Annotated in this window: 24 protein-coding genes; 12 read left to right on the top strand and 12 right to left on the bottom strand. The window is 61.0% G+C overall.

Annotation, left to right across the window (positions count from 1 at the left end):
- Nucleotides 1-84: 84 nt before the first annotated feature.
- The 3 genes from betA to betC form a co-directional block, all read right to left on the bottom strand.
- Nucleotides 85-1,737 (bottom strand): choline dehydrogenase, encoded by a 1,653-nt coding sequence (gene betA, locus JL39_RS26610; protein WP_037157909.1) that lies wholly within the window; start codon nucleotides 1,735-1,737, stop codon nucleotides 85-87.
- Between the two features lie 246 nt (nucleotides 1,738-1,983).
- Nucleotides 1,984-3,447, bottom strand: a complete 1,464-nt coding sequence (betB, locus tag JL39_RS26605; RefSeq protein ID WP_037157906.1) for a betaine-aldehyde dehydrogenase — start codon at nucleotides 3,445-3,447, stop codon at nucleotides 1,984-1,986.
- A gap of 1 nt (nucleotide 3,448) precedes the next feature.
- Nucleotides 3,449-4,978 carry a choline-sulfatase gene (gene betC, locus JL39_RS26600; RefSeq protein WP_037157903.1) on the bottom strand — a complete coding sequence of 510 codons (1,530 nt, stop codon included), beginning with the start codon at nucleotides 4,976-4,978 and terminating at the stop codon, nucleotides 3,449-3,451.
- A 545-nt stretch (nucleotides 4,979-5,523) separates the two neighbouring features.
- Between betC and JL39_RS26595 the strand changes: the two genes are divergently transcribed.
- From JL39_RS26595 to JL39_RS26585, 3 genes are all read left to right on the top strand, one after another.
- Nucleotides 5,524-6,072, top strand: a complete 549-nt coding sequence (locus tag JL39_RS26595; RefSeq protein ID WP_037157900.1) for an HdeD family acid-resistance protein — start codon at nucleotides 5,524-5,526, stop codon at nucleotides 6,070-6,072.
- A gap of 169 nt (nucleotides 6,073-6,241) precedes the next feature.
- The gene (locus JL39_RS26590; RefSeq protein WP_037157897.1) at nucleotides 6,242-8,047 is read left to right on the top strand and encodes a GGDEF domain-containing protein; all 1,806 of its coding nucleotides are present in this window, start codon (nucleotides 6,242-6,244) and stop codon (nucleotides 8,045-8,047) included.
- A 79-nt stretch (nucleotides 8,048-8,126) separates the two neighbouring features.
- Complete coding sequence (locus JL39_RS26585) at nucleotides 8,127-9,128, top strand: NAD(P)H-quinone oxidoreductase (protein ID WP_037157894.1); 1,002 nt, start codon at nucleotides 8,127-8,129, stop codon at nucleotides 9,126-9,128.
- A gap of 60 nt (nucleotides 9,129-9,188) precedes the next feature.
- On the opposite strand, the gene JL39_RS26580 is transcribed toward JL39_RS26585, so the two are convergent.
- Entirely contained in the window at nucleotides 9,189-9,476 is a 288-nt protein-coding gene (locus JL39_RS26580) for a hypothetical protein (protein ID WP_037157891.1), read from the bottom strand.
- A 180-nt stretch (nucleotides 9,477-9,656) separates the two neighbouring features.
- Here JL39_RS26580 and JL39_RS31330 point away from each other — a divergent pair, with 180 nt between their 5' ends.
- Nucleotides 9,657-9,803 (top strand): DUF1127 domain-containing protein, encoded by a 147-nt coding sequence (locus JL39_RS31330; protein WP_081953003.1) that lies wholly within the window; start codon nucleotides 9,657-9,659, stop codon nucleotides 9,801-9,803.
- 73 nt (nucleotides 9,804-9,876) lie between these two features.
- Here JL39_RS31330 and JL39_RS26575 read toward each other — a convergent pair whose 3' ends face one another.
- The gene (locus tag JL39_RS26575) at nucleotides 9,877-10,614 is read right to left on the bottom strand and encodes a DUF3750 domain-containing protein (RefSeq protein ID WP_037157887.1); all 738 of its coding nucleotides are present in this window, start codon (nucleotides 10,612-10,614) and stop codon (nucleotides 9,877-9,879) included.
- Nucleotides 10,615-10,712: 98 nt separating this feature from the next.
- On the opposite strand from JL39_RS26575, the gene JL39_RS26570 reads away from it, so the two are divergent.
- Nucleotides 10,713-11,720: an asparaginase gene (locus JL39_RS26570; protein WP_037157884.1), complete on the top strand. Its 1,008-nt coding sequence runs from the start codon at nucleotides 10,713-10,715 to the stop codon at nucleotides 11,718-11,720.
- Nucleotides 11,721-11,883: 163 nt separating this feature from the next.
- Here the strand turns inward: JL39_RS26570 and JL39_RS26565 are convergent, their stop codons facing one another.
- Nucleotides 11,884-12,639, bottom strand: a complete 756-nt coding sequence (locus tag JL39_RS26565) for a DeoR/GlpR family DNA-binding transcription regulator (RefSeq protein WP_037157881.1) — start codon at nucleotides 12,637-12,639, stop codon at nucleotides 11,884-11,886.
- A 129-nt stretch (nucleotides 12,640-12,768) separates the two neighbouring features.
- On the opposite strand from JL39_RS26565, the gene JL39_RS26560 reads away from it, so the two are divergent.
- Entirely contained in the window at nucleotides 12,769-13,125 is a 357-nt protein-coding gene (locus JL39_RS26560) for a hypothetical protein (protein ID WP_037157878.1), read from the top strand.
- A gap of 56 nt (nucleotides 13,126-13,181) precedes the next feature.
- Complete coding sequence (locus JL39_RS26555; RefSeq protein WP_037157875.1) at nucleotides 13,182-13,805, top strand: glutathione S-transferase family protein; 624 nt, start codon at nucleotides 13,182-13,184, stop codon at nucleotides 13,803-13,805.
- A gap of 4 nt (nucleotides 13,806-13,809) precedes the next feature.
- Here JL39_RS26555 and JL39_RS26550 read toward each other — a convergent pair whose 3' ends face one another.
- Complete coding sequence (locus JL39_RS26550) at nucleotides 13,810-14,007, bottom strand: hypothetical protein (protein WP_037157872.1); 198 nt, start codon at nucleotides 14,005-14,007, stop codon at nucleotides 13,810-13,812.
- A 102-nt stretch (nucleotides 14,008-14,109) separates the two neighbouring features.
- Between JL39_RS26550 and JL39_RS26545 the strand changes: the two genes are divergently transcribed.
- Nucleotides 14,110-15,000, top strand: coding sequence for a LysR substrate-binding domain-containing protein (locus JL39_RS26545; protein ID WP_037157869.1), 891 nt, complete (start codon nucleotides 14,110-14,112; stop codon nucleotides 14,998-15,000).
- A gap of 13 nt (nucleotides 15,001-15,013) precedes the next feature.
- Here JL39_RS26545 and JL39_RS26540 read toward each other — a convergent pair whose 3' ends face one another.
- On the bottom strand, nucleotides 15,014-15,673 hold the full coding sequence (locus tag JL39_RS26540) for a glutathione S-transferase family protein (RefSeq protein ID WP_037157866.1): 660 nt from the start codon (nucleotides 15,671-15,673) through the stop codon (nucleotides 15,014-15,016).
- A 179-nt stretch (nucleotides 15,674-15,852) separates the two neighbouring features.
- Here JL39_RS26540 and JL39_RS26535 point away from each other — a divergent pair, with 179 nt between their 5' ends.
- Together JL39_RS26535 and JL39_RS26530 are read left to right on the top strand one after the other, a co-directional pair.
- Nucleotides 15,853-16,140, top strand: a complete 288-nt coding sequence (locus JL39_RS26535; protein WP_037157863.1) for a type II toxin-antitoxin system ParD family antitoxin — start codon at nucleotides 15,853-15,855, stop codon at nucleotides 16,138-16,140.
- Nucleotides 16,137-16,451 (top strand): type II toxin-antitoxin system RelE/ParE family toxin, encoded by a 315-nt coding sequence (locus JL39_RS26530; RefSeq protein ID WP_037157861.1) that lies wholly within the window; start codon nucleotides 16,137-16,139, stop codon nucleotides 16,449-16,451. Before JL39_RS26535 ends, JL39_RS26530 begins: the two co-directional genes overlap by 4 nt.
- Here the strand turns inward: JL39_RS26530 and JL39_RS26525 are convergent.
- On the bottom strand, nucleotides 16,448-17,827 hold the full coding sequence (locus JL39_RS26525; protein ID WP_037157856.1) for a TIGR03808 family TAT-translocated repetitive protein: 1,380 nt from the start codon (nucleotides 17,825-17,827) through the stop codon (nucleotides 16,448-16,450). The two genes, JL39_RS26530 and JL39_RS26525, sit on opposite strands and share 4 nt — an antisense overlap.
- A gap of 230 nt (nucleotides 17,828-18,057) precedes the next feature.
- Between JL39_RS26525 and JL39_RS26520 the strand changes: the two genes are divergently transcribed.
- Nucleotides 18,058-19,575, top strand: a complete 1,518-nt coding sequence (locus JL39_RS26520; RefSeq protein ID WP_161784810.1) for a diguanylate cyclase — start codon at nucleotides 18,058-18,060, stop codon at nucleotides 19,573-19,575.
- Here JL39_RS26520 and JL39_RS26515 read toward each other — a convergent pair.
- From JL39_RS26515 to JL39_RS26505, 3 genes are read right to left on the bottom strand one after another with little or no spacing between them, the layout of a single operon-like run.
- Nucleotides 19,572-19,901, bottom strand: a complete 330-nt coding sequence (locus JL39_RS26515; protein WP_037157853.1) for a type II toxin-antitoxin system RelE/ParE family toxin — start codon at nucleotides 19,899-19,901, stop codon at nucleotides 19,572-19,574. The genes JL39_RS26520 and JL39_RS26515 overlap by 4 nt on opposite strands.
- Nucleotides 19,902-20,147, bottom strand: coding sequence for a type II toxin-antitoxin system ParD family antitoxin (locus JL39_RS26510; protein ID WP_037157849.1), 246 nt, complete (start codon nucleotides 20,145-20,147; stop codon nucleotides 19,902-19,904).
- A 56-nt stretch (nucleotides 20,148-20,203) separates the two neighbouring features.
- A complete protein-coding gene (locus JL39_RS26505; RefSeq protein WP_037157847.1) occupies nucleotides 20,204-20,743 on the bottom strand; it encodes a MarR family transcriptional regulator in 540 nt (179 codons plus the stop codon).
- A gap of 117 nt (nucleotides 20,744-20,860) precedes the next feature.
- On the opposite strand from JL39_RS26505, the gene JL39_RS26500 reads away from it, so the two are divergent.
- Nucleotides 20,861-22,387 carry an MDR family MFS transporter gene (locus tag JL39_RS26500; protein ID WP_037157844.1) on the top strand — a complete coding sequence of 509 codons (1,527 nt, stop codon included), beginning with the start codon at nucleotides 20,861-20,863 and terminating at the stop codon, nucleotides 22,385-22,387.
- Nucleotides 22,388-22,396: the final 9 nt, after the last annotated feature.

Below are 22,396 nucleotides of genomic sequence, written 5' to 3'. Positions count from 1 at the left end.
TATGTGGCCCTCTTCGAAATTGAAGCTGTTAAAACCGTTACCATCCTTGCTATCCGCCATCAGTGCGAAAAAGATTGCCACTGACTACCGGTCGCTCACCGCCGCGCGCGGATTGACCCAGGGCTCCTGGTTGGAGCGGGGCAGGGGCGTTTTCCCGAGGATGTGGTCGGCTGCCTTTTCGCCGGTCATGATCGAGGGGCCGTTCAGGTTGCCGTAGGTGACGTGCGGGAAGATCGATGAGTCCGCGACCCTGAGCCCTTCCACACCGATCACCCGGCATTGCGGATCGACGACCGCCATGGGATCGTCGGCGCGGCCCATGCGGCAGGTGCCGCACGGGTGATAGGCGCTTTCCAAGTGCTCGCGCAGGAAGGCGTCGATCTGCTCATCGGTCTCGACCTTCTCTCCCGGCTGTATTTCCGGCCCGCGATAGTCGTCAAAGGCCTTCTGGCTGAAGATCTCGCGGGTCAGCCGCACGCAATGGCGGAATTTTTCCCAGTCCTCCGTATGGCTCATATAGTTGAAACGCAACACCGGATCGGCCTTCGGATCGGCGGAACGCAGCGTCACGTTCCCGCGCGATTTCGACAGGTTGTAGCCCACGTGGACCTGAAAACCGTGGCTTCTGGCGGCGGCGCGGCCGTCATAGGAAATCGCGACAGGCAGGAAGTGATACTGGATATCCGGCTGTTTCAGTCCCGGCGCGGAGCGCAGGAAGGCGCAGGCCTCGAACTGGTTGGAGGCGCCGAGCCCGCCCTTCCACAGCACCCATTGCGCGCCGGCAACCCCCTGCCAGAACCACGGCAGCCAGGAATAGAGCGAAACGGGCTTGGTGGAGACCTGCTGGAAATAGAATTCCATATGGTCCTGCAGGTTGGCGCCGACGCCCGGCCGGTCGGCCTTCACCGCGATACCCATCGATTTCAGATGCTCGGCAGGCCCGATGCCGGAGAGCATCAGCAGTTTCGGCGAATTGAAGGCGGAAGCCGAGACGATCACCTCGCGGTTCGCCCGGACCACTTCGGTGACGCCGCGCCGCTCGATCTCGACGCCCACCGCCCGACCGTCCTCGATCACGATCCTGTTGGCGAAGCCGTAGACCAGCTGGACATTCGGGCGCTTCAATGCGGGCTTCAAATAGGCATTTGCCGCAGACCAACGACGGCCCTTGTAGATGGTCTGTTCCATCAGCCCGAAGCCTTCCTGCTTCGAGCCGTTATAGTCGTCCGTCAGCTCGAAGCCGGCCTGCCGGCCCGCCTGGATGAAGGCGTGGAACAGCGGGTTCTTCACCGGCCCGCGCTTGACATGCAACGGCCCGTCCGTGCCGCGCCAGCCTTCCTCTCCGCCCTCGGAAGTCTCCATCCGCTTGAAATAGGGCAATACGTCCGCATAGGCCCAGCCGGTCGCGCCGAGCGCCTCCCAGCGGTTGTAGTCCTCCGCATGGCCGCGGACATAGACGAGCCCGTTGATCGAGGACGACCCGCCGATCACCTTTCCGCGCGGCGCGGTGATCTGCCGGTTGTTGAGATTCGGCTCGGGCTCGGAAAGATAGCCCCAGTTGTAGCGCTTCATGCTCATCGGCCAGGCGAGCGCGCCCGGCATCTGGATGAACGGCCCGAAATCCGATCCGCCCGCCTCGATGACGATCACCGAATACCTGCCGTCCTCCGACAGCCGATAGGCCATGGCGGAGCCCGCCGAACCGGAACCGATGATGACGAAATCTGCCTGAAGCATATCAGTTTTCTCCAGACGTTTTCGTGAGGTCGTGCGCGGTCAGCCCCCCTCTGGCCTGCCGGCCATCTCCCCCACAGGTGGGGAGATTGGCTGGGCGCACTCGCTTCGCCAAACAAAAGGCCGTGTTGATGGGTGCAACGTTCAATTGGCAGGAAGGTCGTGCCACTTGTGATCTCCCCACCCGTGGGAGAGATGGCCGGCAGGCCAGAGGGGGGCGAGCTTGCGCGACAACAGCCGTGGTGAACATCAATACGGCGCCTCGACAGGCCCCATGCCCACATAGACCGTCTTCAGCTCGGAATAATGCTCCAGCGCTGCGAGCGAGTTCTCCCGCCCGAAGCCGGATTGTTTCGAGCCGCCGAAGGGAATTTCCACCGGGCAGAGATTGTAGGTGTTGATCCACAGCGTGCCTGCCTGCAACTGGTCCACCACTCGATGGCCGCGCGTCAGGTTGGCGGTGAAGACGCCGGCCGAAAGGCCGAATTCGGTGGCGTTGGCCCGCGCGATCACCTCGTCCTCGTCGTCGAAATCGAGCACGCACATCACCGGCCCGAAAATCTCTTCCCGCGCGATGGTCATCCCGTCCATAACGTCGGAAAACACGGTCGGCTGGATGTAATAACCTTCGCCGGTCACGTGGTTCGGAATGCCGCCACCGGTCAGAAGCGTCGCGCCTTCGGCCTTGCCCTTGTCGATATAGGACAGCACCTTCTGCCGTTGATCGAAGGAGACCATCGGCCCGAGCTGCGTCGCCTCGTCCATCGGATCGCCGATGACGATCCTCTCCGTCCGCTCCTTCAGGCGCGACAGGAACTCGCTCTTGATGTCCCGCTGAACGAAGACGCGGGTGCCGTTGGAGCAGACCTGGCCGGTCGAGTAGAAATTGCCGAGCATGGCGCCGCCGATCGCGCTGTCGAGATCCGCATCGTCGAACACGATCAGCGGCGATTTGCCGCCGAGTTCCATCGTCACATGCTTGAGATTGCCCGCAGCAGCGGCGGCCACCTTGCGGCCGGTCGGTACCGAGCCGGTCAGCGATACTTTCGCCACGTCCGGATGGTTGACCAGAAGCGGGCCGGTATTCCGGTCCCCCTGGATGACGTTGTAGAGCCCTTTCGGCAGGCCAGCCTCGATGAGGATTTCGGCGATCTTCAGGGCTCCGAGCGGCGTGTTCTCGGAAGGCTTGAAGACCATGGCATTGCCGGCCGCGAGCGCCGGCGCACCCTTCCAGCAGGCGATCTGCTGCGGGTAGTTCCAGGCGCCGATGCCGACGCAGACGCCAAGCGGCACGCGCTTTGTATAGGCGAAGTCGCGCCCGAGCGGGATGTAGTCGCCGTTCATGCCCGCGGCGATCACCCCGCCGAAGAATTCGAAACTGTCCGCGCCCGAGGTGGGGTCGGCGACGATCGTCTCCTGGATCGGCTTGCCGGTATCGAGCGTTTCGAGTTCGGAAAGCGCGCGATTGCGTTCGCGCATGATTTCGGCGGCGCGTTTCAATATGCGCCCGCGCGCCGTCGGGCTCATTGCCGCCCATTCCGGCTGGGCGCGCTTGGCGGCCGCGATCGCCTTTTCGACGATGGCAGGCGTTGCCGCATGCAGCCGCGCGATCACCTCGCCGGTTGCCGGATAGAGGCTTTCGATGACAGTGCCATCCGTGTCCTCGACATATTCGCCATCAATGAAATGGCTGGCGACGGGTTGGGCTTTCATCTCATTCGCCTCGTGGATAACGCTTTGATTCTTCGAGGATGTTCAGGTCCATATGGTTGCGCATGTAGCGCTCCGATGCTTTCTGCAGAGGCTGGTGGTCCCAGGGGAAATAGGCGCCGTTTCGGAGCGCCTCGTAGACCACCCAGCGCCGCGCCTGGCTTTCGCGCACCGCCGCGTCGAAGGCGGCCATGTCCCATTTTTCTTTGCGCGTTGCTCTAAACCTTTCCATCACATCCGCAAAGGCCGGATCTGCGGCAAGGTTCTTCAGCTCTTGTCGGTCGGCGTCGAGGTCGAAGAGCTGTTCCGGATCCAGTTCGCAATGGACATATTTCCATCTGCCCTCACGGATCGCGACGAGAGGGGCATAGGAGCCTTCTGCGGCATATTCCATCAGCACCGGGCTCACGCGGGTGCCACCCTCCAGCATCGGCTTCAGGCTCTCGCCGTCGGTCCAAGGCTCGATCTCCGCCATGGAAATACCGGCGAGGTCGCAGAGCGTCGGCGCCACGTCGAGGTTCGAGACGGGCGCCGTATAAAGAGCGGGCGAGATGCCGGGGCCGGCGATCATCAGCGGCACGCGCGCCGAACCTTCGAAGAAGTTCATCTTGAACCACAGCCCGCGCTCGCCCAGCATGTCGCCATGGTCGGAGCAGAACACGATCAGCGTGTCGGAGAGCATGCGCGTCCGCGTCAGCGTATCGACAAGCTCGCCGATCTTCTCGTCGATATAGGAGATGTTGGCGAAATAGGCCCGGCGCGAGCGGCGGATATTCTCTTCCGTCACGTCGAAATTCTGGTAATCGCAGGAAAGGATGAGGCGCTGCGAATGCGGATCCTGTTCCTCAAGCGGGATTTCCCCGACCTCGGGCAGAAGGTGCTCGCAATCCTCGTAAAGATCCCAGAATTTCTTCCGCGCCACGTAGGGATCGTGCGGATGGGTGAACGAGACGGTGAGGCACCACGGCCGACGCTCCTGGTCGTCGTTTTCGCGGGCAAGCTGGTAGAGCTTCTGGTTTGCGAGGAAGGCGACCTCGTCGTCATATTCCATCTGGTTGGTGATTTCGGCGACGCCCGCACCGGTCACCGAGCCGAGATTGTGATACCACCAGTCGATCCGCTCGCCCGGCTTCCGGTAGTCCGGCGTCCAGCCGAAATCGGCCGGATAGATGTCGGTCGTCAACCGTTCCTCGAAGCCGTGCAGCTGGTCCGGCCCGACGAAATGCATCTTGCCGGAAAGCGCGGTGTAGTAACCGGTGCGGCGCAGATGGTGCGCATAGGTGGGGATCGAGGAGGCGTATTCGGCGGCATTGTCGTAGACGCGCGTGCGGCTCGGAAGCTGCCCGGCCATGAAGGAGGCGCGCGCCGGGGCGCAGAGCGGCGAGGACGTGTAATTGTTTCGAAACCGAGCCGCGCGGGCGGCGAGCGCCTTGAGGTGCGGCACGTGCAGCCATTCCGCCGGTCCGTCCGGAAACAGCGTTCCGTTCAACTGGTCGACCATGACGATGAGGATGTTGGGGCGGGTCATGCGCATGGTCCTCTTCCGGCCCGATCAGCGTATGATGCATCCAGCCTCCTGCTCATGGCGGGCATTTGTAGGCGGCCCGTCTGTGGGTAGATCCTCGGGACAAGCCCGAGGATGACGGGTTGTATGGCACAGGCTGGCAAAACAAGAACCCTCGCAACTTGCTCAAGGTTCTCTACAGGGACCTGAGGCTCGGTCTCTCCACCGTCATCCTCGGGCTTGTCCCGAGGATCTGCCCACAGACAATGCTGGAGATAGACCGCGATATCGCATAGACCAATCCCGCACTTGAGACGAAGCGTGGATATGCATTGCCGTCCTGCCGTGACCATCTCGATATCACCTTAGATTCCCTCGCCAGGTTGAGTTATTTTTGATCTCGATCGCAATCAAGAAACGATTGCGAACCATCCTATCTCAAAAGCGCAGGCTCTTGCAGGTGACTAAACATCCCGATCCATCACGCCGCATAAGCGCGCGCCGTTGACCTTGGTCAAATCCGCTCCACATCCTATCGGATAAGTTCGGGTAGGGTTACAAGAGAGGGGTTGGTCATGGCATTCGGTATCGATACTCCGGCAGTCGCAGCAATTCGTGACAAATGGGGCTGGTTTCTCGCCCTCGGCATTCTTCTCCTGGTTTTCGGCTTTCTGGCGCTCGCCAATCTCTTCGCGGCGACCGTTGTTTCCGTCCTATACATCGGCATGATGATGCTGGTCGGCGGCGTCGCCTATCTCGTCCACGCCTTCCAGGTGAAGGGCTGGGATCAGATGCTGTTCTGGGCGCTGAGTGGCATTCTTTATACCATTGCCGGGGTGCTGGCCTTCTGGAACCCGGCTCTGACGGCGGCCGTCCTCACTCTCCTCATGGCCGTGGCGCTCGTCGTCGCGGGGATTTTCCGCCTCTGGGTCGGCTTCAGGATGCGGCCTGTGCGCGGCTCCGGCTGGATCATCGTCGGCGGCATCGTGACCGCGCTTGCGGGCCTGGTGATCGCGCTCGGCTGGCCGGTCAACAGCCTCTTCATCCTCGGCCTCTTCCTGGCCGTCGATCTCATGATGCAGGGGTGGGCGCTGATTGCCGTGGCGCTTGCCGCCAAAGGCTGAGCGAGCGATCGGCATCGATACGATTAAGTCGTTATAATATTGTATAAAAATGCATTCTCCTGTCATCGAACTTTCATCGAAACGTCATTTTCGTGAAAGGGATTTTTGACGAATTGATGGGAGCCTCACCACTGTGTTTTAGGCCATTGCGCAGTGGAGTAGTGAGTAGATGTCGTCTGCGGCCATATTGGAACCGGGTGTCTTTAGACGATATGCAAGCGACCAGCTTGTCACCCTTGCGAAACTGGTGCTTGAAAATGCCTTCCAGCCCATTGTCGAAGTCGGCACCGGTTCGGTCTTCGGTTATGAATCCCTTCTGCGTGGCCAGGAACGGATCGGCTTCTCTTCTCCTCTCGAACTGCTCGACCAGGCCCAGGAGGTCGGCCAGCTTCTGCTGCTCGAACAGATGATGGCAAACCGTGCGCTGGCGAAGTTCGCCGGTCTGCCGGACTTCTCCTCCGCGACGCTCTTCCTCAACCTTGATGTGCGGCTTATTCATCAGGGCCAACATTTCATCGAGAAGGTGGTGCAGCATCTGCGCAAGGCGAATATAGCGCCATCCTCGGTCTGCTTCGAATTTTCCGAGCGTTTCGACAATACCAGCGTGCCGGAATTCGCTGAGCTGGTGACATGGATGCGCAAGGAGGGCTTCAAGCTTGCGATCGACGATTTCGGTGTCGGCCATGGCGAAATGAAGCTGCTCTGCGATTATCCGGTGGACTATCTGAAAATCGACCGGCATTTCGTCGCCGGCGTCGACCGCAATCCGCGCAAGCGCCATCTCGTCAAGAACATCGTCAACATCGCCCATGTGCTCGGCATTCGGGTGATCGCCGAAGGTATCGAGACGGAAGCGGAATTCTTAGCCTGCCGTGAATATGGCGTGGATCTCGTGCAGGGCTGGTTCATCGCCCGGCCGACGACCTTCGTCTCGGAGCTGCAGCCTGCCTTTCCTCATCTCGCCGACATCGGCCGCGGTCGTCGCTCCAGCCAGTCGCTGGACGAGATACTGATCCGCAAGCAGATCGAACACCTGCCGGCCGTCTACGAGAACGAAAGCATCGACAGTGTCTTCGAGCTCTTCCGCCGCAACCCGCGCCAGGCCTTCTTCCCGGTGCTGAATGCCAATGGCGAGCCGCGCGGCGTCATCAACGAATACCACCTGAAGGAATATATCTACCAGCCCTTCGGTCGCGACCTTTTGAAGAACAAGGTCTACGAACGCTCGATTTCGCATTTCGTCGATCGTGCCCCGGTCATCGGCCTGGATGCGGAGGCGGAAGAACTGATGAGCCTGTTTGCCAACATGGACAACAGCGCATGCATCATCCTGACGGAGAACATGCGTTATGCCGGCGTCGTATCGGCGGCTTCGCTCATCAAGGTCATCAACGAGAAGCAGTTGAAGATCGCCCAGGATCAGAATCCGCTGACCGGCCTGCCGGGCAACCGCGCCATCCGCGATTTCATGCAGGAGAGCGGCCGCGACGACGATGAGACCCGCTTCTTCTGTTATTGCGACTTCGACAATTTCAAGCCGTTCAACGACCACTACGGCTTCCACATGGGCGATCACGCGATTTCGCTCTTTGCCGCGCTGATGAAGCGTTATTTTTTCTCGGACGGTGTTTTCCTGGGGCATGTGGGCGGCGATGACTTCTTCATCGGCGTGCGCGATTGGACCCGAGAGGAGCTGAACGAAATCCTTGAACGGCTGCTGAGCGATTTCCATGATGATGTCGCTGAACTCTATTCGCCGGAAGAGCGCATCGCGGGGAAGATCCGTGGCCACGACCGCTATGGCGCCGAGCGGGATTTCCCGCTGCTGCGCTGCTCGATCGGGGTTCTGGAATTACCGCAGGGCTTGCTGCTCGATGATCTAGGCCGCATCGGAGCTGAGATCGCCGCCGTCAAGGCCAATGCGAAAGACAGCGAAGGTGGCCTGGTTTTCGCGGCCTTCGGCGAGACAAAATGACCGAGCGGCGGAACGCCGCCTTCCTATCGGTGAGGGACTGTCCTAAGTCAGTGGCCTGACACTCACAGGAGAGCCCGTCATGCCGTTTCCCGCCGAAATGCGTTTCATCGATCTGCCTTCCTTCGGAGCGCCGGAGGTCATGGTCACAGCAAAAGGGCCGCTGCCGGCCATCCGGCCCGGAGAAATTCTCGTCAAGGTGGAGGCGGCCGGCGTCAACCGGCCGGACGTGGCGCAGCGCAGCGGCAATTATCCGCCGCCGAAGGATGCGAGCCCGATCCTGGGGCTGGAGATTGCCGGCGAGGTCGTTGCCCTCGGCGAGGGGGTGCGCGAGTTCAAGCCCGGCGACAAGGTCTGCGCTTTGGCGAACGGCGGTGGCTATGCGGAATACTGCGCCGTGCCGGCCGGGCAGGCTTTGCCATGGCCGAAAGGGTATGACGCCGTGAAAGCGGCGGCGCTTCCCGAAACCTTCTTCACCGTCTGGGCCAATCTTTTCCAGATGGCGGGGCTGACGGAAGGCGAAAGCGTGCTGATCCATGGCGGGTCAAGCGGTATCGGCACGACGGCGATCCAGCTTGCCAGGGCCTTTGGCGCGACGGTCTATGCGACAGCGGGTTCGAAGGAAAAATGCGAGGCCTGCGAGAGGCTCGGCGCCAAACGCGGCATCGATTACAAGACCGAGGATTTCGCCGAGGTGATCCGGCAGGAGACCGGCGGCAAGGGTGTCGATGTCGTCCTCGACATGATCGGCGCCGCCTATTTCGAAAAGAACCTTTCGGTACTCGCCAAGGACGGCTGCCTGTCGATCATCGCCTTCCTCGGCGGAAATACGGCGGAAAAGGTGAACCTCACGCCGATCATGGTCAAGCGCCTGACGGTCACCGGCTCCACGATGCGCCCGCGCACGGCGGAGGAAAAGCGCGCCATCCGCGACGATCTTCTGGCCCAGGTCTGGCCGCTCCTGGAGGAGGGAAGGGTCGCTCCGGTCATCCATTCCGTCCTGCCGTTCGACAGGGTCGTCGAGGCGCACCGGCTGATGGAGACCAGCAGCCATATAGGCAAGATCGTTCTGAAATTGAGCTGAAAGGCGAGCTTCCGTGATTGAAGCTGGCGAATTCTAGGTACGGGACTGAGTCTGCGCAACTCACTTAAATGCGCGATTGTTTACATAACGTGCCTTGCAGACTCGGCCGCTTGCACCTACCTTGATTTCATCGTCAACGTAATGAAAGGAAGGTGATCCAATGTCTAATGAGATTTCGGTCTGCGTAACGGGCAATGGAAAGGTGATGGTCTTGACGGGGCAGCCCTCGGCCTGAACTTCATCTTCCTTCGGGCGGCTCATGTAGCGCCCGGGTTCGTTCAACCGGACCAAACTCATGGAAGGGTCGCGTGAGCGGCCCTTTTCCTTTTTGTGGTTGTCGATATTCAATCTCCCTTTCTCGCCAGTCATTGATCTGGATCGCCCTGGATATGCGTTTACTGCATGGGTGGCGTGTCTAGTAGGCACTTTTACAACAACCGATGCGGGACTATATGAAGGTCATCGAAGCAAACGAGAGCGCCAAGGACTGGCTGCTAAGCTTCGAAAACCCAGGAAAGGGGGATCATCATGAACGTCGCACGCACCTTTAACAATTGGCGTAAATATCGTCAGACGGTCGCCGAACTGGGCCGTATGACCCCGCGCGAACTCAACGACCTCGGCATCGCACAAAGCGATATCCGCCGCGTCGCCCGCGAAGCCGTCGGCTTCTGATCGTCGATTGACCATATGATTGTCAAACGCCCGCCAGGTTGCGGGCGTTTTGCATTTTTCGCATAGCTGCCCCTCAAATTCCGATACGCCCCACCGCCGGCACCTTGATGCCCGGCCTGGCGAAGTCGAGACCGGCAACCAGCCCCAGGAAATGCACCTCCAGACCGCTGCGAACACCGGCCGAAAAGCCGATCAGCCCGCGCAGCGTCACGTGCAGATCGCGCCAGTCCTCGTCGAGATGCACGAATTCGTCACCCGGAAGATAATCGCGGCCGACCGCATGCGGCGGCAGCACGGCGTCAAGCTCCGGCACCGTCCGCAATATATAGGCCACGAAGGTATTGGAGTTCGGCCCCGGCCAGATGGTGTAGCCGCCGGGCTCCGCATAAGGGTAGGCGGCGATCGCACCCTCGACTTTTGCAATGAGCTGTTCCGCTTTTGCACCGGTCACCGAAGTCACCAGCTCGGGCGCATTGGAATACCAGTAGGCGTCCGCCGGATAGCCGTTGCGGCGGATCGGTTTGCCCCATCCCACCTTGTCATAGCGCGTATAGGCTTTTGCGCCTTTTTCCTTGATGACGATCCAGGCATGGCTGGCGACGGCGCCCTTCAGCCCGCCGGTCATCGCCGAAAAGACGTAGATCGCAGCTTGTTCGCTCTGTTCCGCCTTCGGTAGAATCCCGGCGGAAGACCAGCGCGCCTCGCTCCATCGCGACGGTCGGTCCTTCATCGCCCACAGACCTGCCGAGGCGAATGTCGGCAGGAGGTAGATGATGAAAATGACCAGAAACAGCCGCTTAACGGATTTCATGCAAGGTTCCCCCGAGAAGATAGCGCCAGACTTGTTTACGAGCCTGTGGTATGCGCTTCGCATAGGCATCAATGAAAACAGCAATTTCAGGACCGACCATGCAAAACCCCGTTACCGTCGAAGTTACCAGAGGCAGGCTGGTCGAAAGCCGCCATCGCGGCATGGGGGTGGTCGTCGACGGAGACGGAAAGGTTGTCTTTTCCTTCGGCGAGGCCGAAGCCGCCGTCTTCCCGCGCTCGGCCTGCAAGGCCATGCAGGCGCTGCCGCTTATCGAAAGCGGTGCGGCGGATGCCTACGGTTTCGGCAATGTGGAACTGGCGCTTGCCTGCTCCTCCCATTCCGGTGAGGACGCGCATGTGGCGACAGCCGCCGCCATGCTGGCGAAAGCCGGCCGTGACGATACGGCACTCGAATGCGGCGCCCATTGGTCCTCCGACCAGAACACCTTGATCCATCAGGCCCGGACGATCGAAAAGCCGACCGCGCTCCACAACAATTGCTCCGGAAAACACTCCGGCTTCGTTTGTACCTGTGTCCATGCGGGCATGGAGGTGAAGGGCTATGTCGAATACGACCATCCGCTGCAGGCCGAAATCCGGGGTACGATGGAAGCGCTGACCGGCGCGATCCTCGGTCATCAGAATTGCGGCACGGACGGCTGCTCGATTCCCAGCTATGCGGTGCCGCTCAAGGGGCTGGCCCACGGCTTTGCAAAAATGGTGACGGGAAGCTCGCTCTCGCCGGAGCGCGCCAGGGCGTCGCGCCGGCTGATGGAGGCCTGCATGGCGGAGCCCTTCTACGTCGCCGGCAGCAACCGCGCGTGCACGAAGCTGATGGAAGTCGCTCCGGGCAAGATCTTCGCCAAGACCGGCGCCGAGGGCGTCTTCGTCGCGGCCCTGCCGGATCAGGGGCTTGCGATCGCGGTGAAATGCGAGGACGGCACGACGCGCGCTGCGGAAGCCATGATCTTCGCGCTGATCTCCCGCTATTTCGAAAGGGGCGGCGAGGTTCAGACGAAGCTTCTCTTCATGGCCAACAAGTCCATGAGGAACTGGAACGGCATCCATGTCGGCGACGTCCGCGTCACAGATGCGCTGTTTGCGTGAGGCTTCCTTCCGGCGGCGTGCCAACCTCTCCTCCGTCATCCTCGGTCTTGTGCCGAGGATCTGCAACGGCTTGATGTTTTGAGATGGCTTGGATTCTTGGACAAGCCCAAGGATGACGCAGGACAAGATAGCGGTCTTCTCAGTCGCGCGTGAGCACTGACCGCTACACCTCCATCACATCCAATCCCGCCGCCCGGTAGGGTGCCAGCCGTGCCTCGTCAGCGCCGCTCTGCATGATGATGCCCGAAAGCGCCGAGACCGGCATGATCACATGCGGCGAGACGGCGTCCAGCTTGTCCACCGTCAGCAGCGTGATCGTCTCGGCCGAGCAAGCGGAAATATGCCGCTTGATTGCGGCTTCCTCGAAATCGCCGGTGGAGAGCCCGCGGACGGGATGCGCCGCCGTCACGCCCAGGAAGAAGATGTCCGGACGCATATTCGCGATCTGGCTCATCGCAGCCGCTCCCGTTGCTACCATCGAATGTTTGTAGAGCCGGCCGCCGATCAGGATCACCTCGGCGGTCGGATGATGCTCCAGTTCCGCAGCGATCGTCGGGCTGTGGGTGGCGACCGTGAAGGCGAAATCGCGGGGCAGCGCCCGGGCGATTTCAGCCGTCGACGTACCTCCGTCGAGAAAGATCATCTGACCCGGTTTGACCATGGCGGCAGCCGCTGCGCCGAGCTTCCTCTTCACGTCAGACGAAATCGCCTGCCGTGCGGTAAAATCCGGCAGGTCCGGCGTTATGGGCATGGCGCCGCCGTGTACGCGCCTGAGCAGGCCTTCCGCCGCCATCTCCCGCAGATCCCGCCGGATCGTGTCCTCCGACAGCGAAAACTCTTCTGCCGCCCGTTTGGCGACGACCTGACCCTCCCGACGCAGCATGTCGAGAATGAGGTTCTTGCGTTGGCTCGTCAGCATGGCTCTTGACTCTGCACGAAATTGCATGAATAAGCGCGAATATGCCTGAAAATACGCTATATGTAAAGAACTTCGGGCAAATTCGTGCAGTTCCGCGATGCATGCGGGATACGTTCTGGAGAAACGAACATGTTGATCTTGATTGCCGGTCCCTATCGTTCGGGTACGGGTGATGACCCTGACAGGATGGCGGAGAACCTGAGACGGCTGGAGGCCCCCTCCTACGCGCTGTTCAGGGCGGGTCACGTGCCGATGATCGGTGAATGGGTGGCTCTGCCGGTATGGCGCGCGGCGGGCGGCAAGGAGATAGGAGACGATCTCTACGAGGAGATTTTCCATCCCGCTGCCGGACGCCTGCTGCAGCTTTGCGATGGTGTGCTTCGCCTGCCGGGCGAATCCAGGGGCGCCGATAATGATGTCCGCTTGGCCACCGAACGCGGCATTCCGGTCTGGTATCGATTGGAAGATGTTCCAGGCGTCGTTTGAGGCTTCCTGAGACGTGAGCCTGTGCTACAACGGCATCCTCAAATCGGAGGATGTTCATGTATACGCTCTATTTCGCGCCCGGCACCTGTGCGCTCGCCAGCCATATCGCGCTTGCCGATTCCGGCCTGCCCTATGAGGTGAAGCGGCTGAATTTCGCCGAAGGCGAACAGCGTTCCGAAGCTTATTTGAAGATCAACCCGAAGGGCCGCGTGCCGGCTCTGGTGACAGACAAGGGCGTGCTGAGCGAGACGGTCGCAATTCTAGCCTTCATCGCGCAGGCCGCGCCGCTGGCGAAGCTGGCCCCGCTCGACGATCCGTTCCTGTTTGCCAGGATGCAGGCGTTCAACGCCTATCTCTCCTCGACCGTGCATGTGGCGCATGCGCATGGTCGCCGCGGCACAAGATGGGCCGACGAGCCGTCCTCCCATGCGGACATGCTGCGCAAGGTGCCGCAGACCATGGGCGAATGCTTCCGCCTGATCGAGGACGATTTTCTTGCGGGCCCCTATGTGCTCGGCGAGCAGTATTCCGTCGCCGATCCCTATCTCTTCACCATCGCCGGCTGGCTGGAAGGGGACAAGGTCGATATCGCCGCATTTCCGCGCGTCCAGGCGCATTACGAACGGATGAAGGCGCGACCGGCGGTCCAGAAGGCGCTTGCCGAGGAAAAGGCAGCCTGATCCGTCAGGCGCATTTTGCCAGTGGCATCTTTTCCAGGCATGCCTTGTCATAAATCCCCGGGAAGGGCAGGTCGGCGAGCTGCCTGAGGTTCATGGAGCGAATGTCCGGATCATCGAACGGATCATCGGACCGCTTCTCCATGGAGGCCCTGGCTGATTTCAGCCAGATTGTCGGGTTCAAGAAAATCTTGAGCGATTCCATGTGTGCCACCTTGCAAATTTGTTATCATTTGCAGGGGGAATATCGGCGCTTCCAGTTTGGTTTTCAATTGAGTTCTTGAGTATCCGGCTTTAGAAAAACTATATGAGAAACCTCAACCTCGTGCATCTGAACGGATTGCGGGCGCTGGAAGCGGTAGGCCGTCTGGGGTCGCTGCAGGCGGCGGCGGAAGAGCTTGGCGTCTCGGTTGGTGCCGTCAGCCAGCAGGTCATCAAGGCGGAGGCACAGCTCGGCCGGCCGGTCTTTCATCGTCTGCCGAAGGGAATGGTTCCGGTCGATGCGGCGCGGCCCATGCTGGCACGACTGACGGAAGGCTTCCACTCGCTGTCGGAGGCCATTGGCCTCGGGCAGCGGCGGGACGACACGTTGCTCACGATTTCCGTCGCGCCGGTCTTCGCGGCCCGTTTTCTCGTCCATCGGCTGGATCGGTTTTCGGCGCTCCATCCGGAGATCCGGCTGAGGATCGATGCCACCACGGCCATGGCCGATTTCGTCACCGATGGTGTCGATCTCGGCATTCGCGTCGGCACGGGCAAATGGCCGGGTGTCGATGCCGAGCTTCTGCTGCCGCAGCTCATCTTTCCGGTCTGCGCGCCGGCTCTTGCGGCAAAGCTGAAGGAGCCGGCCGATATCCTCAAACTGCCGGCCATCATTGACGGCCGGGCAATGTTCTCCTGGGATGTCTGGCTCGAGGCGGCGGGCGTCGCGCCCGGGCCTTTGAACGTCCGCCACGTCTTCAACGAGGCGTCGCTCTGCCTGGATGCGACGATCGCGGGCGAGGGGGTGATGCTCGCGTGGCAGACTTTGGCGGCCTACGCGCTGGAGCACGGCAAGCTCGTCGAACCCTTTTCTGTCCGTGCGGCGACCGGCTTCGGACACTATTTCGTCACTCGAGCCGGATCCCGCCCGCCACCGAAGGTCAGGGCCTTCCACACATGGCTGAAAGCGGAACTGGCCGAGCTGGAAGAGCCCTGACGGCAAGGAAAAATTAGGCCGGTTCGGCCAGACGCTTGTCCCACATGGCCTTGAAGCCGGGGCGGGCCTGGCAGGATTCGAGCCAGGCCTTCAGCGCCGGGCGGCTGTCGAAGAGGGTCGCATGCCCCTGTGCGTAGCGCACGACTTCCGCCACATTGATGTCCGCCGCGGTGAACCGGCCGTCGATCATGTGGCTGTTCTTCGACAGATGCTTTTCGAGCACGTCGAACGGACGCTTCAGCAGGCGCGCCGAGACATCGATATCGGTCTTGCCCTCTTCCGTATCCTGCTTGCCGCCGGCGATCGTCGAGGAAATCTTGAGTGCCGGCGTCTCGATGCTGGTGGCAGCGAACAGCGACCACTGCACCATCAGGGCCTCTTCGTTGATATCCTTGGGGCCGAGTACGCCGCCGTATTTGCGGGCGAGGTAGAGCGTGATCGCCAGCGATTCGTGCAGCACGAAACCATCATCATCCATCGAGGGGATCGAGCCCATCGGGTTGATCGCCAGGAATTCCGGCGACAGCGTGTTGACCCGCGCGCCGGGTGCCATCGGTTCGGGCACCCTGTAGCCCTGGATGATCGGCACATGCTCGAACGGAATGCCGAGTTCCTCGACGAGCCAGAGCGGGCGGGTCGCCCGCGAGCGATAGACACCATAGATTTTCAGCATTCTACGTTTCTCCTGGGCGTGCAGCCTGAAAGTCAAACCGATTTCGGGGTGACGGCATGCGAATGGATGTCGGCGGCAAGCTACGGGCATGCGCGGAAAAACGGAAGATCAATCCGCGTTGGACGACGATGAAAGTTTTCGATAGGATTTAATCGTGTCGTCATTAAAGGAGCTGCCCCATGCGCACCACCCAGTCGCTGAGCATCACACTGCCGATCGAAATGGCCGAGATGGTGAAGGCCAAGGTCGCTTCCGGCGAATATGCCACTGAAAGCGAAGTGATCCGCGATGGCCTGAGGACGCTGATCGCCCGCGATGCGGCGATCGAGAAATGGCTGGTGGAGGAGGTGGGCCCGGCCTACGATGAATTGAAGGCTCATCCGGAGCGGACGTTGTCGCCGGACGATCTCCGTAAGCGGCTCGATGCCCGTGCGGCTTTGCTCCTCGAAAAACAAAACAAAGCATGAGCCATCGTGTCATTTTCGGGCCGAAGGCAGCAAAGGAACTTGAAGACATTATGACATATCTGGCGCCCAGGATGGGTGTCGAAGCGGCACGCGAATATGTCCGCAAGATCGAAAGTTATTGTCTGGGATTTGCCACTTTCCCGAAACGCGGCATGTTGCGCGATGACATAAGGCCCGGCCTGCGCCTCGTCGGCTATCGTTACAAGGCGACGATTGCCTTCTCCATTGAGGAGGACATCGTGATGATCATCCGCATTTTCCATCGCGGCCGCAATGTCGATTTCGGCGATGAACCCGACGATCTCGTTTAAACGATTCGGTTGTTCTCGATCGTCAGATGCGCAAGCCCCCGGCCTTGGTTGCCGCCGCGGCCAAGCTCGGTGGTGGAGGGCGCTTTCCAGCGGTATCCGATCACCGCGCCGTCCTGCACCGCTTCGAAGAGATTGCCCGAGATCAGCGCGTCGCCCGCGCCCTCGACCACCGTCACGGCGCAGCCCACTTTCGCCTGCCGCACGATGTTTCCGCTCGCCAGCACGTTGCGCAGATAGGGGCCGAAGCCGAGCGCCATGCCCCAGAGCGGCACGTTCTCGATCACATTGCCGGTGACTGCGGTATCCGCTTCGACGCTGATGCCGACGCCGAAAATCGCCTCGTCCAGCGCGTAGGGGCCTACGGGTTTCAGATTGCGGACGATGTTGCTGGCGACTGTCGCAAGCCGACCGCCCTCGTTGAAGTTGACGACCGAGATGCCGTTCGCCGCGCCGTCGACGAGATTGCCGGAGATCATCGCGCCTTCGAAGGCGAACTCCGCATAGATCGCCGTTTCGCCCGATGCAAAACACTGGTTATTGGCGATCTGTGCGTTCGAGGCGCTGTTGGCGCGGATCGCCGAAAAGGCCGATTGCGAGATGTGGTTGCCGGTCACCATCACGTTGTCGGCGCGGAAGAGATTGATCGCATTGCCGTACTGGCCGGTTCCGCCATTCGTCGCGCCGGTCCTGAGGATGCGGTTGCCGGAGACGATCGTGCCGTCGATGCCCTTCGTCCAGCGATGGATGAGGATACCGCCATTGCCGCAGTCGACGACCGTGTTGCCGGTCACGGAAAGCCCCGTGCTTTCCACGGCCAGGAGCCCGTATTCGCCAGCCTCTGAAATCCGGCTTCGCTCGACCCTTCCGCCACACCGTTCGAGCTGGACGGCCGTCTTTCCCGCACCGGTGATCTCGCAATTGTCGATCATCACCTCGTCGACACCGCGCAGGTGGACGAGCGCGGGGCTCTGGTCGTCGAGCCGGCGGCTGGCGCCGTCGATCACGATATTGGTAAGCTCGATGCGACGCACGTCATCGGCTTTCAGGAGGTATCCGTCACCGGAATAGACGAGGCGTGAAGCACCGGGCACGCCGGTGATCCGCGTGCCCTCGGGCAGGTCGAGATTGGAGATCTGGTAATTGCCGGGCGGCAGGAAGACAGGCATGTTCCGGCGCGCAGCCTTGGTGATGATCTCGCCGAGTTTGCGGCTTGCTTTCTCGCCGCCCTCGGGCGTGACGCCATGTTCCCGGGCATCGATCGACCCGCGCATATCGGCGGTCGAAAACCCCTCCGGGGTCGCGAGCGCACGGAGCGGCCCCCCTCCACAGGCGGCTGCGCTGGCGATCATCGTCAATACTGCCCGTCTCGAAATCATCCAACGCTATCCTTTGACATCAACGAAGCATTTTCCATGCCAGACCTTTGCATGATGGTTACGCGGATTAGTTTTGAGCGGGTGATTAGAAAATGCTTCTATACATGCTCCACGCATGGCAGATTTCACAATCTTTTTAAGCAACGATAAGGAATTCTGCGTCATGCTATACGCAATGGGGCGGCGGGTTCTCGCGCATTTTTCGGATGAAAGTGGAAGGAGAGGTGGGGATGGTGGGACCCTTGTCGCATAGCATGCCCCTGGCTTTCACCTCCGATCCGCTGGACGAACTCTGCACACGCCTGCTTCGTGTCTCCACTGAAACCGATACCGATTTCGACATTACCCCCGTCACAGGTCAACTCGAAGCCTATAGTCTTCTCGATCACCTTCCGGATTTCATCTATGTGAAGGATCGTCGGAGCCGCTTTGTCTTCGCCAACGCCGCCGCCGGCCGCAACAGCAGGTTCCACGACGGTTCCGACATGATCGGCAAGACCGATTTCGACATCCTCGCCCACGAGACCGCGCGTGAACTCTTTGCCGTCGAACAGGAGGTCATGTCGACAGGCATTGCGATCCAGGGCCGCGAGGAACGCATCAAGCTTCCGGATGGCCGCGTGCTGTGGCTCACCACATCGAAGATGCCGTTGCGCGATGCGGAAGGCCAGATCGTCGGCCTGGTCGGCATTTCGCGGGACATCACCGAACGCAAGCGACAGGACGACCGCCGCCACGGCCATGCCCGGCTGTTGGAGATGATCGCTCGCGGCCAATCCCTCCAGACGGTTCTCGATGCGTTGGTCCGCACGGTGGAGGAAGAACTGGACGGTATCACGGCTTCCGTCCTGTTTCTTGAAGAGAATACGAACCGGCTGCGTCACGGCGCGGCCACGCGGCTTCCGCCTGCGTATGTGAAACTCATCGACGGCCTGGAGATCGGACCGAAGGTCGGCTCCTGCGGCACGGCCGCCTGGCGGCGTTCTCCGGTTTTCGTCGTGGACGTCCTGGCCGACCCGCTCTGGGACGACTATCGCGAACTCGCGATCATATTCGGTTTCCGCTCCTGCTGGTCGACACCCATCCTGGCGCCTGACGGCCGGGTGCTCGGCACCTTCGGGCTCTATTCCGACAGCCCGCGCGAGCCTACGGATCTGGAGCTCGAGCTGACGGCCATGGCGACCGATATCGCCGGCATTGCGATTGAGCGTGCCCGCAATGAAGAGCGTATCCAGCATATGGCGCACCACGATCCGCTGACCGGCCTGCCGAACCGGACGCTGTTCTGGGCCCAGTTCGGCCGCACCTTGCATGAGGCCCGCCGCGAGAACCGCAAGGTCACGATTGCCTATATCGACCTCGATAATTTCAAGCAGATCAACGATACGCTCGGTCACGCCGCGGGAGACGAAGTCTTGAAGACGCTGTCATCCCGCATGGCGAACTGTATCCGCGCCAGCGATCTTCTGGTTAGGCTTGGCGGCGACGAATTCGCGATCGTCTTCAGCAATCCCGGTCAGGATGAGCTGGGCGTCGTGCGCCGGCTGCAGGAGCTCCGTAATTTGGTGTCCCGCCCGATTGTCGTCGAAGGCAGGAGCGTCACAGCCACCTGCAGCATGGGGATCGCCTTCTTTCCGCAGGATGGTGATACGCCCGAAACTCTGCTCGCACGTGCCGACCGCGCCATGTATGAGGCCAAGGACCAGGGACGCGACCGGCTGCGTGTTTCAGGCGGCGAAGGGATTTAGTCCTCGCTTTCCGGCTCCGTATCACCGGTGCCGAAATGCCGTTCGGTGTCCCGATGGCCTTCGAGGATGTTGATCACCTGGAAGCGATCATCTGCATAACGGAAGTAGATGATGTATCCCCGATACGCGACGCTTCTCAATCGACGGCCGAGTTCCGAGCGGTCTCGGCCCATTGTACCGGGTAGCGTCGCGAGGTTGCGGCATTTGTGACGCAATGCTTTCACGAACTGTCGTGCGATTGCCGCGCTGCCGCTTTCTCTTGAGACGTAATGGGCTATTTCCCTGAAATCGGCCTTCACGCTATCGAGATATTGAATGCGTGGCACTCAATAGCCCTCTTTCTCAAGCTTCTCGAATTCGGCATCCAGAAAAGCATCCAGCTCTTCTTCGCTGACGTCACCGCCGGCTTCAATGGACCGCTGCAGCGTCTCCCTCAGCGCCGAAAGCTTTGCTTCGCGTTCTTCCACCAGCCGCAGGCCTTCGCGCCCCACTTCGCTGGCCGAGCCGTAACGCCCGTCCTGCACCGCTTCCTCGATGAATTTTTCCCAGCGGGGACCGACCGAAACATTCATGGTTTTGCCTCCGATATTCCCTCTTCAGAATAGCGGAATAGCAATTTATGCGCAATCTATGACATAGCTCGGGGGGCGTCGGAAAGGTGGGACCCCGGCGTCTTCTCCGCCGCCACGTAGATGGCTTCGAAGTTCGATACGAATTTTTCGAAGAGTGCGGAAAAGGCGTTGAGCTCTTCCTCCGGCCAGTCTTCCAGCACGCGGGCAAGCAGCGTCCGTTTGACGGCGCGGATTTCGGCCAGCAGCCTGTCGCCGAAGTCGGTCCGGACGACGAGCGAGCGGCGGCCGTCGGCCTGGGATGCGTCGCGGCGCAGGATGCCGCGGGCGACGAGATCCGCCACCAGCCGGCTGCCGCGCGACGGGTCGATGCGCATCGCCTCCGCGATCGCGCCGACGGTGACCTCGCCCTCGATGCGGCGCATCACGTCCAGCACGTCGAGATGCGAAATGTCGAGACCCGGAGCGATATTGGCGATTGCCGTGCGCCCGATGATGCGCCGGCCGATCAGCAATCGCATGCGGCCGAGCGTCTCGCTGATGCGCGCTACATCTTCGGGGGCAGCGGCAGATTCCTGTTTCAAAAGGCTCTTGGTCATCGGGCAAGAATATCAGACCCTCCGCTCCGTTCCAACCATTCTTTGCTTTGGGCATCAAAGTGCCATTGACAATTATATGCTTGAGGCACATAAAATTTCGACACTTTGGATTAATCTATGGATATGACCCGCCCGGCCCATGTGCCGCTTGTCACCGATCGCCGGCAGCGGTTGGTGATCTTCTGCTTTTTGCTGACGGCGCTGTTCATGGCGACGCTGGACAACCAGATCGTTTCGACCGCATTGCCGACGATCATCGGCGAATTCGGTGAACTGGAGCGTTTCGGCTGGGTCGGTTCGGCCTATCTCCTCGCGACCAGCGCGACGATGCCGATCTACGGAAAGCTCGGCGATCTCTTCGGCCGCAAATACGTGATGCTGGCGGCGATCGTCATCTTCACCGTCGGCTCTCTCACGTGCGGGCTTGCCTGGTCGATGGATTCGCTCATCGCCTCGCGCCTGCTGCAGGGCATGGGCGGCGGCGGCATCATGGTGTCGATCTTTTCCATCAACGCCGATCTTTTCGAGCCGCGCGAGCGGGCGAGATATCAGAGCTATTCGAGCCTCGTCATTATGGCGTCCGGCAGCCTCGGCCCGCTGCTTGGCGGCACCATGAGCGAATGGTTCGGCTGGCGGTCGATCTTTCTCATCAACCTGCCGATCGGCATCGTCGCTCTGACCGGCATCTCGCTCCTGCTGCCCTATCGCCGTCCGGTCCGCAGGCCGAAGATCGATTATCCTGGTGCCATTCTGCTTGCCGCAGTGGTCGCGAGCATCGTGGTCTGGGCTGATAGCGTCACACTCTTCGGTTCGCTCCTCGCCTGGCAATCCATGCTGGTCGTGGCCTTCGGTGTGCTTTGCGCCATCTCCTGGGTCGTCGTCGAAGGCCGTGTTCCCGAACCGATCGTGCCTTTGAAACTCTTTCGGGATTCGACCTTTTCGCTGTTCCTGGTCGTGTCCTTCTGCACCGGGGCGGTGGCGATCGGCATGGCGAACTATTTCGCGCTTTTCCTGCAGACGACGACGGGCCTTTCGCCATCCGTGGCGAGCTTCTGCTTCATTGCCACCACCACCGGCATCGTCATCGGTTCCATATCGACCGGGAGGCTGATCTCCATCAGCGGCCGTTATAAGCCCTTCACGCTGATCGGCCTGTCGCTGAACGTCGTGGCGCTGTTCATCTTCTCGCAGCTTCCGGCCGGAACCCCGGTTCCCTTCATCCTGGGGTTCATGCTGATGCAGGGGCTTGCGATCGGTTTCGGCCAGCAGGCGCCGATCATCGGCGTGCAGAATTCCGCCCCGCGCGAAGATGTCGGTGCGGCGACCGGTGCCGTGACGCTGATGCGCATGGCCGGTGCTTCGATCGCGATCTCCATCTACGGCGCGATCGTTGCCGCCGGGATCAGGGGCGTCGGCACCAGCATTCCGGGCGTCGAGGATATCGCTTCGCTCACGCCGGCCATGATGCTTCGATTGCCGGAGGCGTCGCGGATCGCGGTTCACACGCTCTACACGGAAGCCTTCGTGCCGGTCTTCATGACGGGAAGCGCCATGGCGCTGATCGGCCTTCTCGCCGCATGCCTGCTGAAGCCGATCCGCCTGCCGGCGGCGCAGGTCGTCGAAAAGAAGGCAGGCCCGGCCTGATGCCCTTCC

Source organism: Rhizobium sp. YS-1r, from assembly GCF_000757525.1.
In the GTDB taxonomy this organism is placed as follows: domain Bacteria; phylum Pseudomonadota; class Alphaproteobacteria; order Rhizobiales; family Rhizobiaceae; genus Neorhizobium; species Neorhizobium petrolearium.
This window is presented reverse-complemented; position numbering and strand designations above follow the sequence as displayed.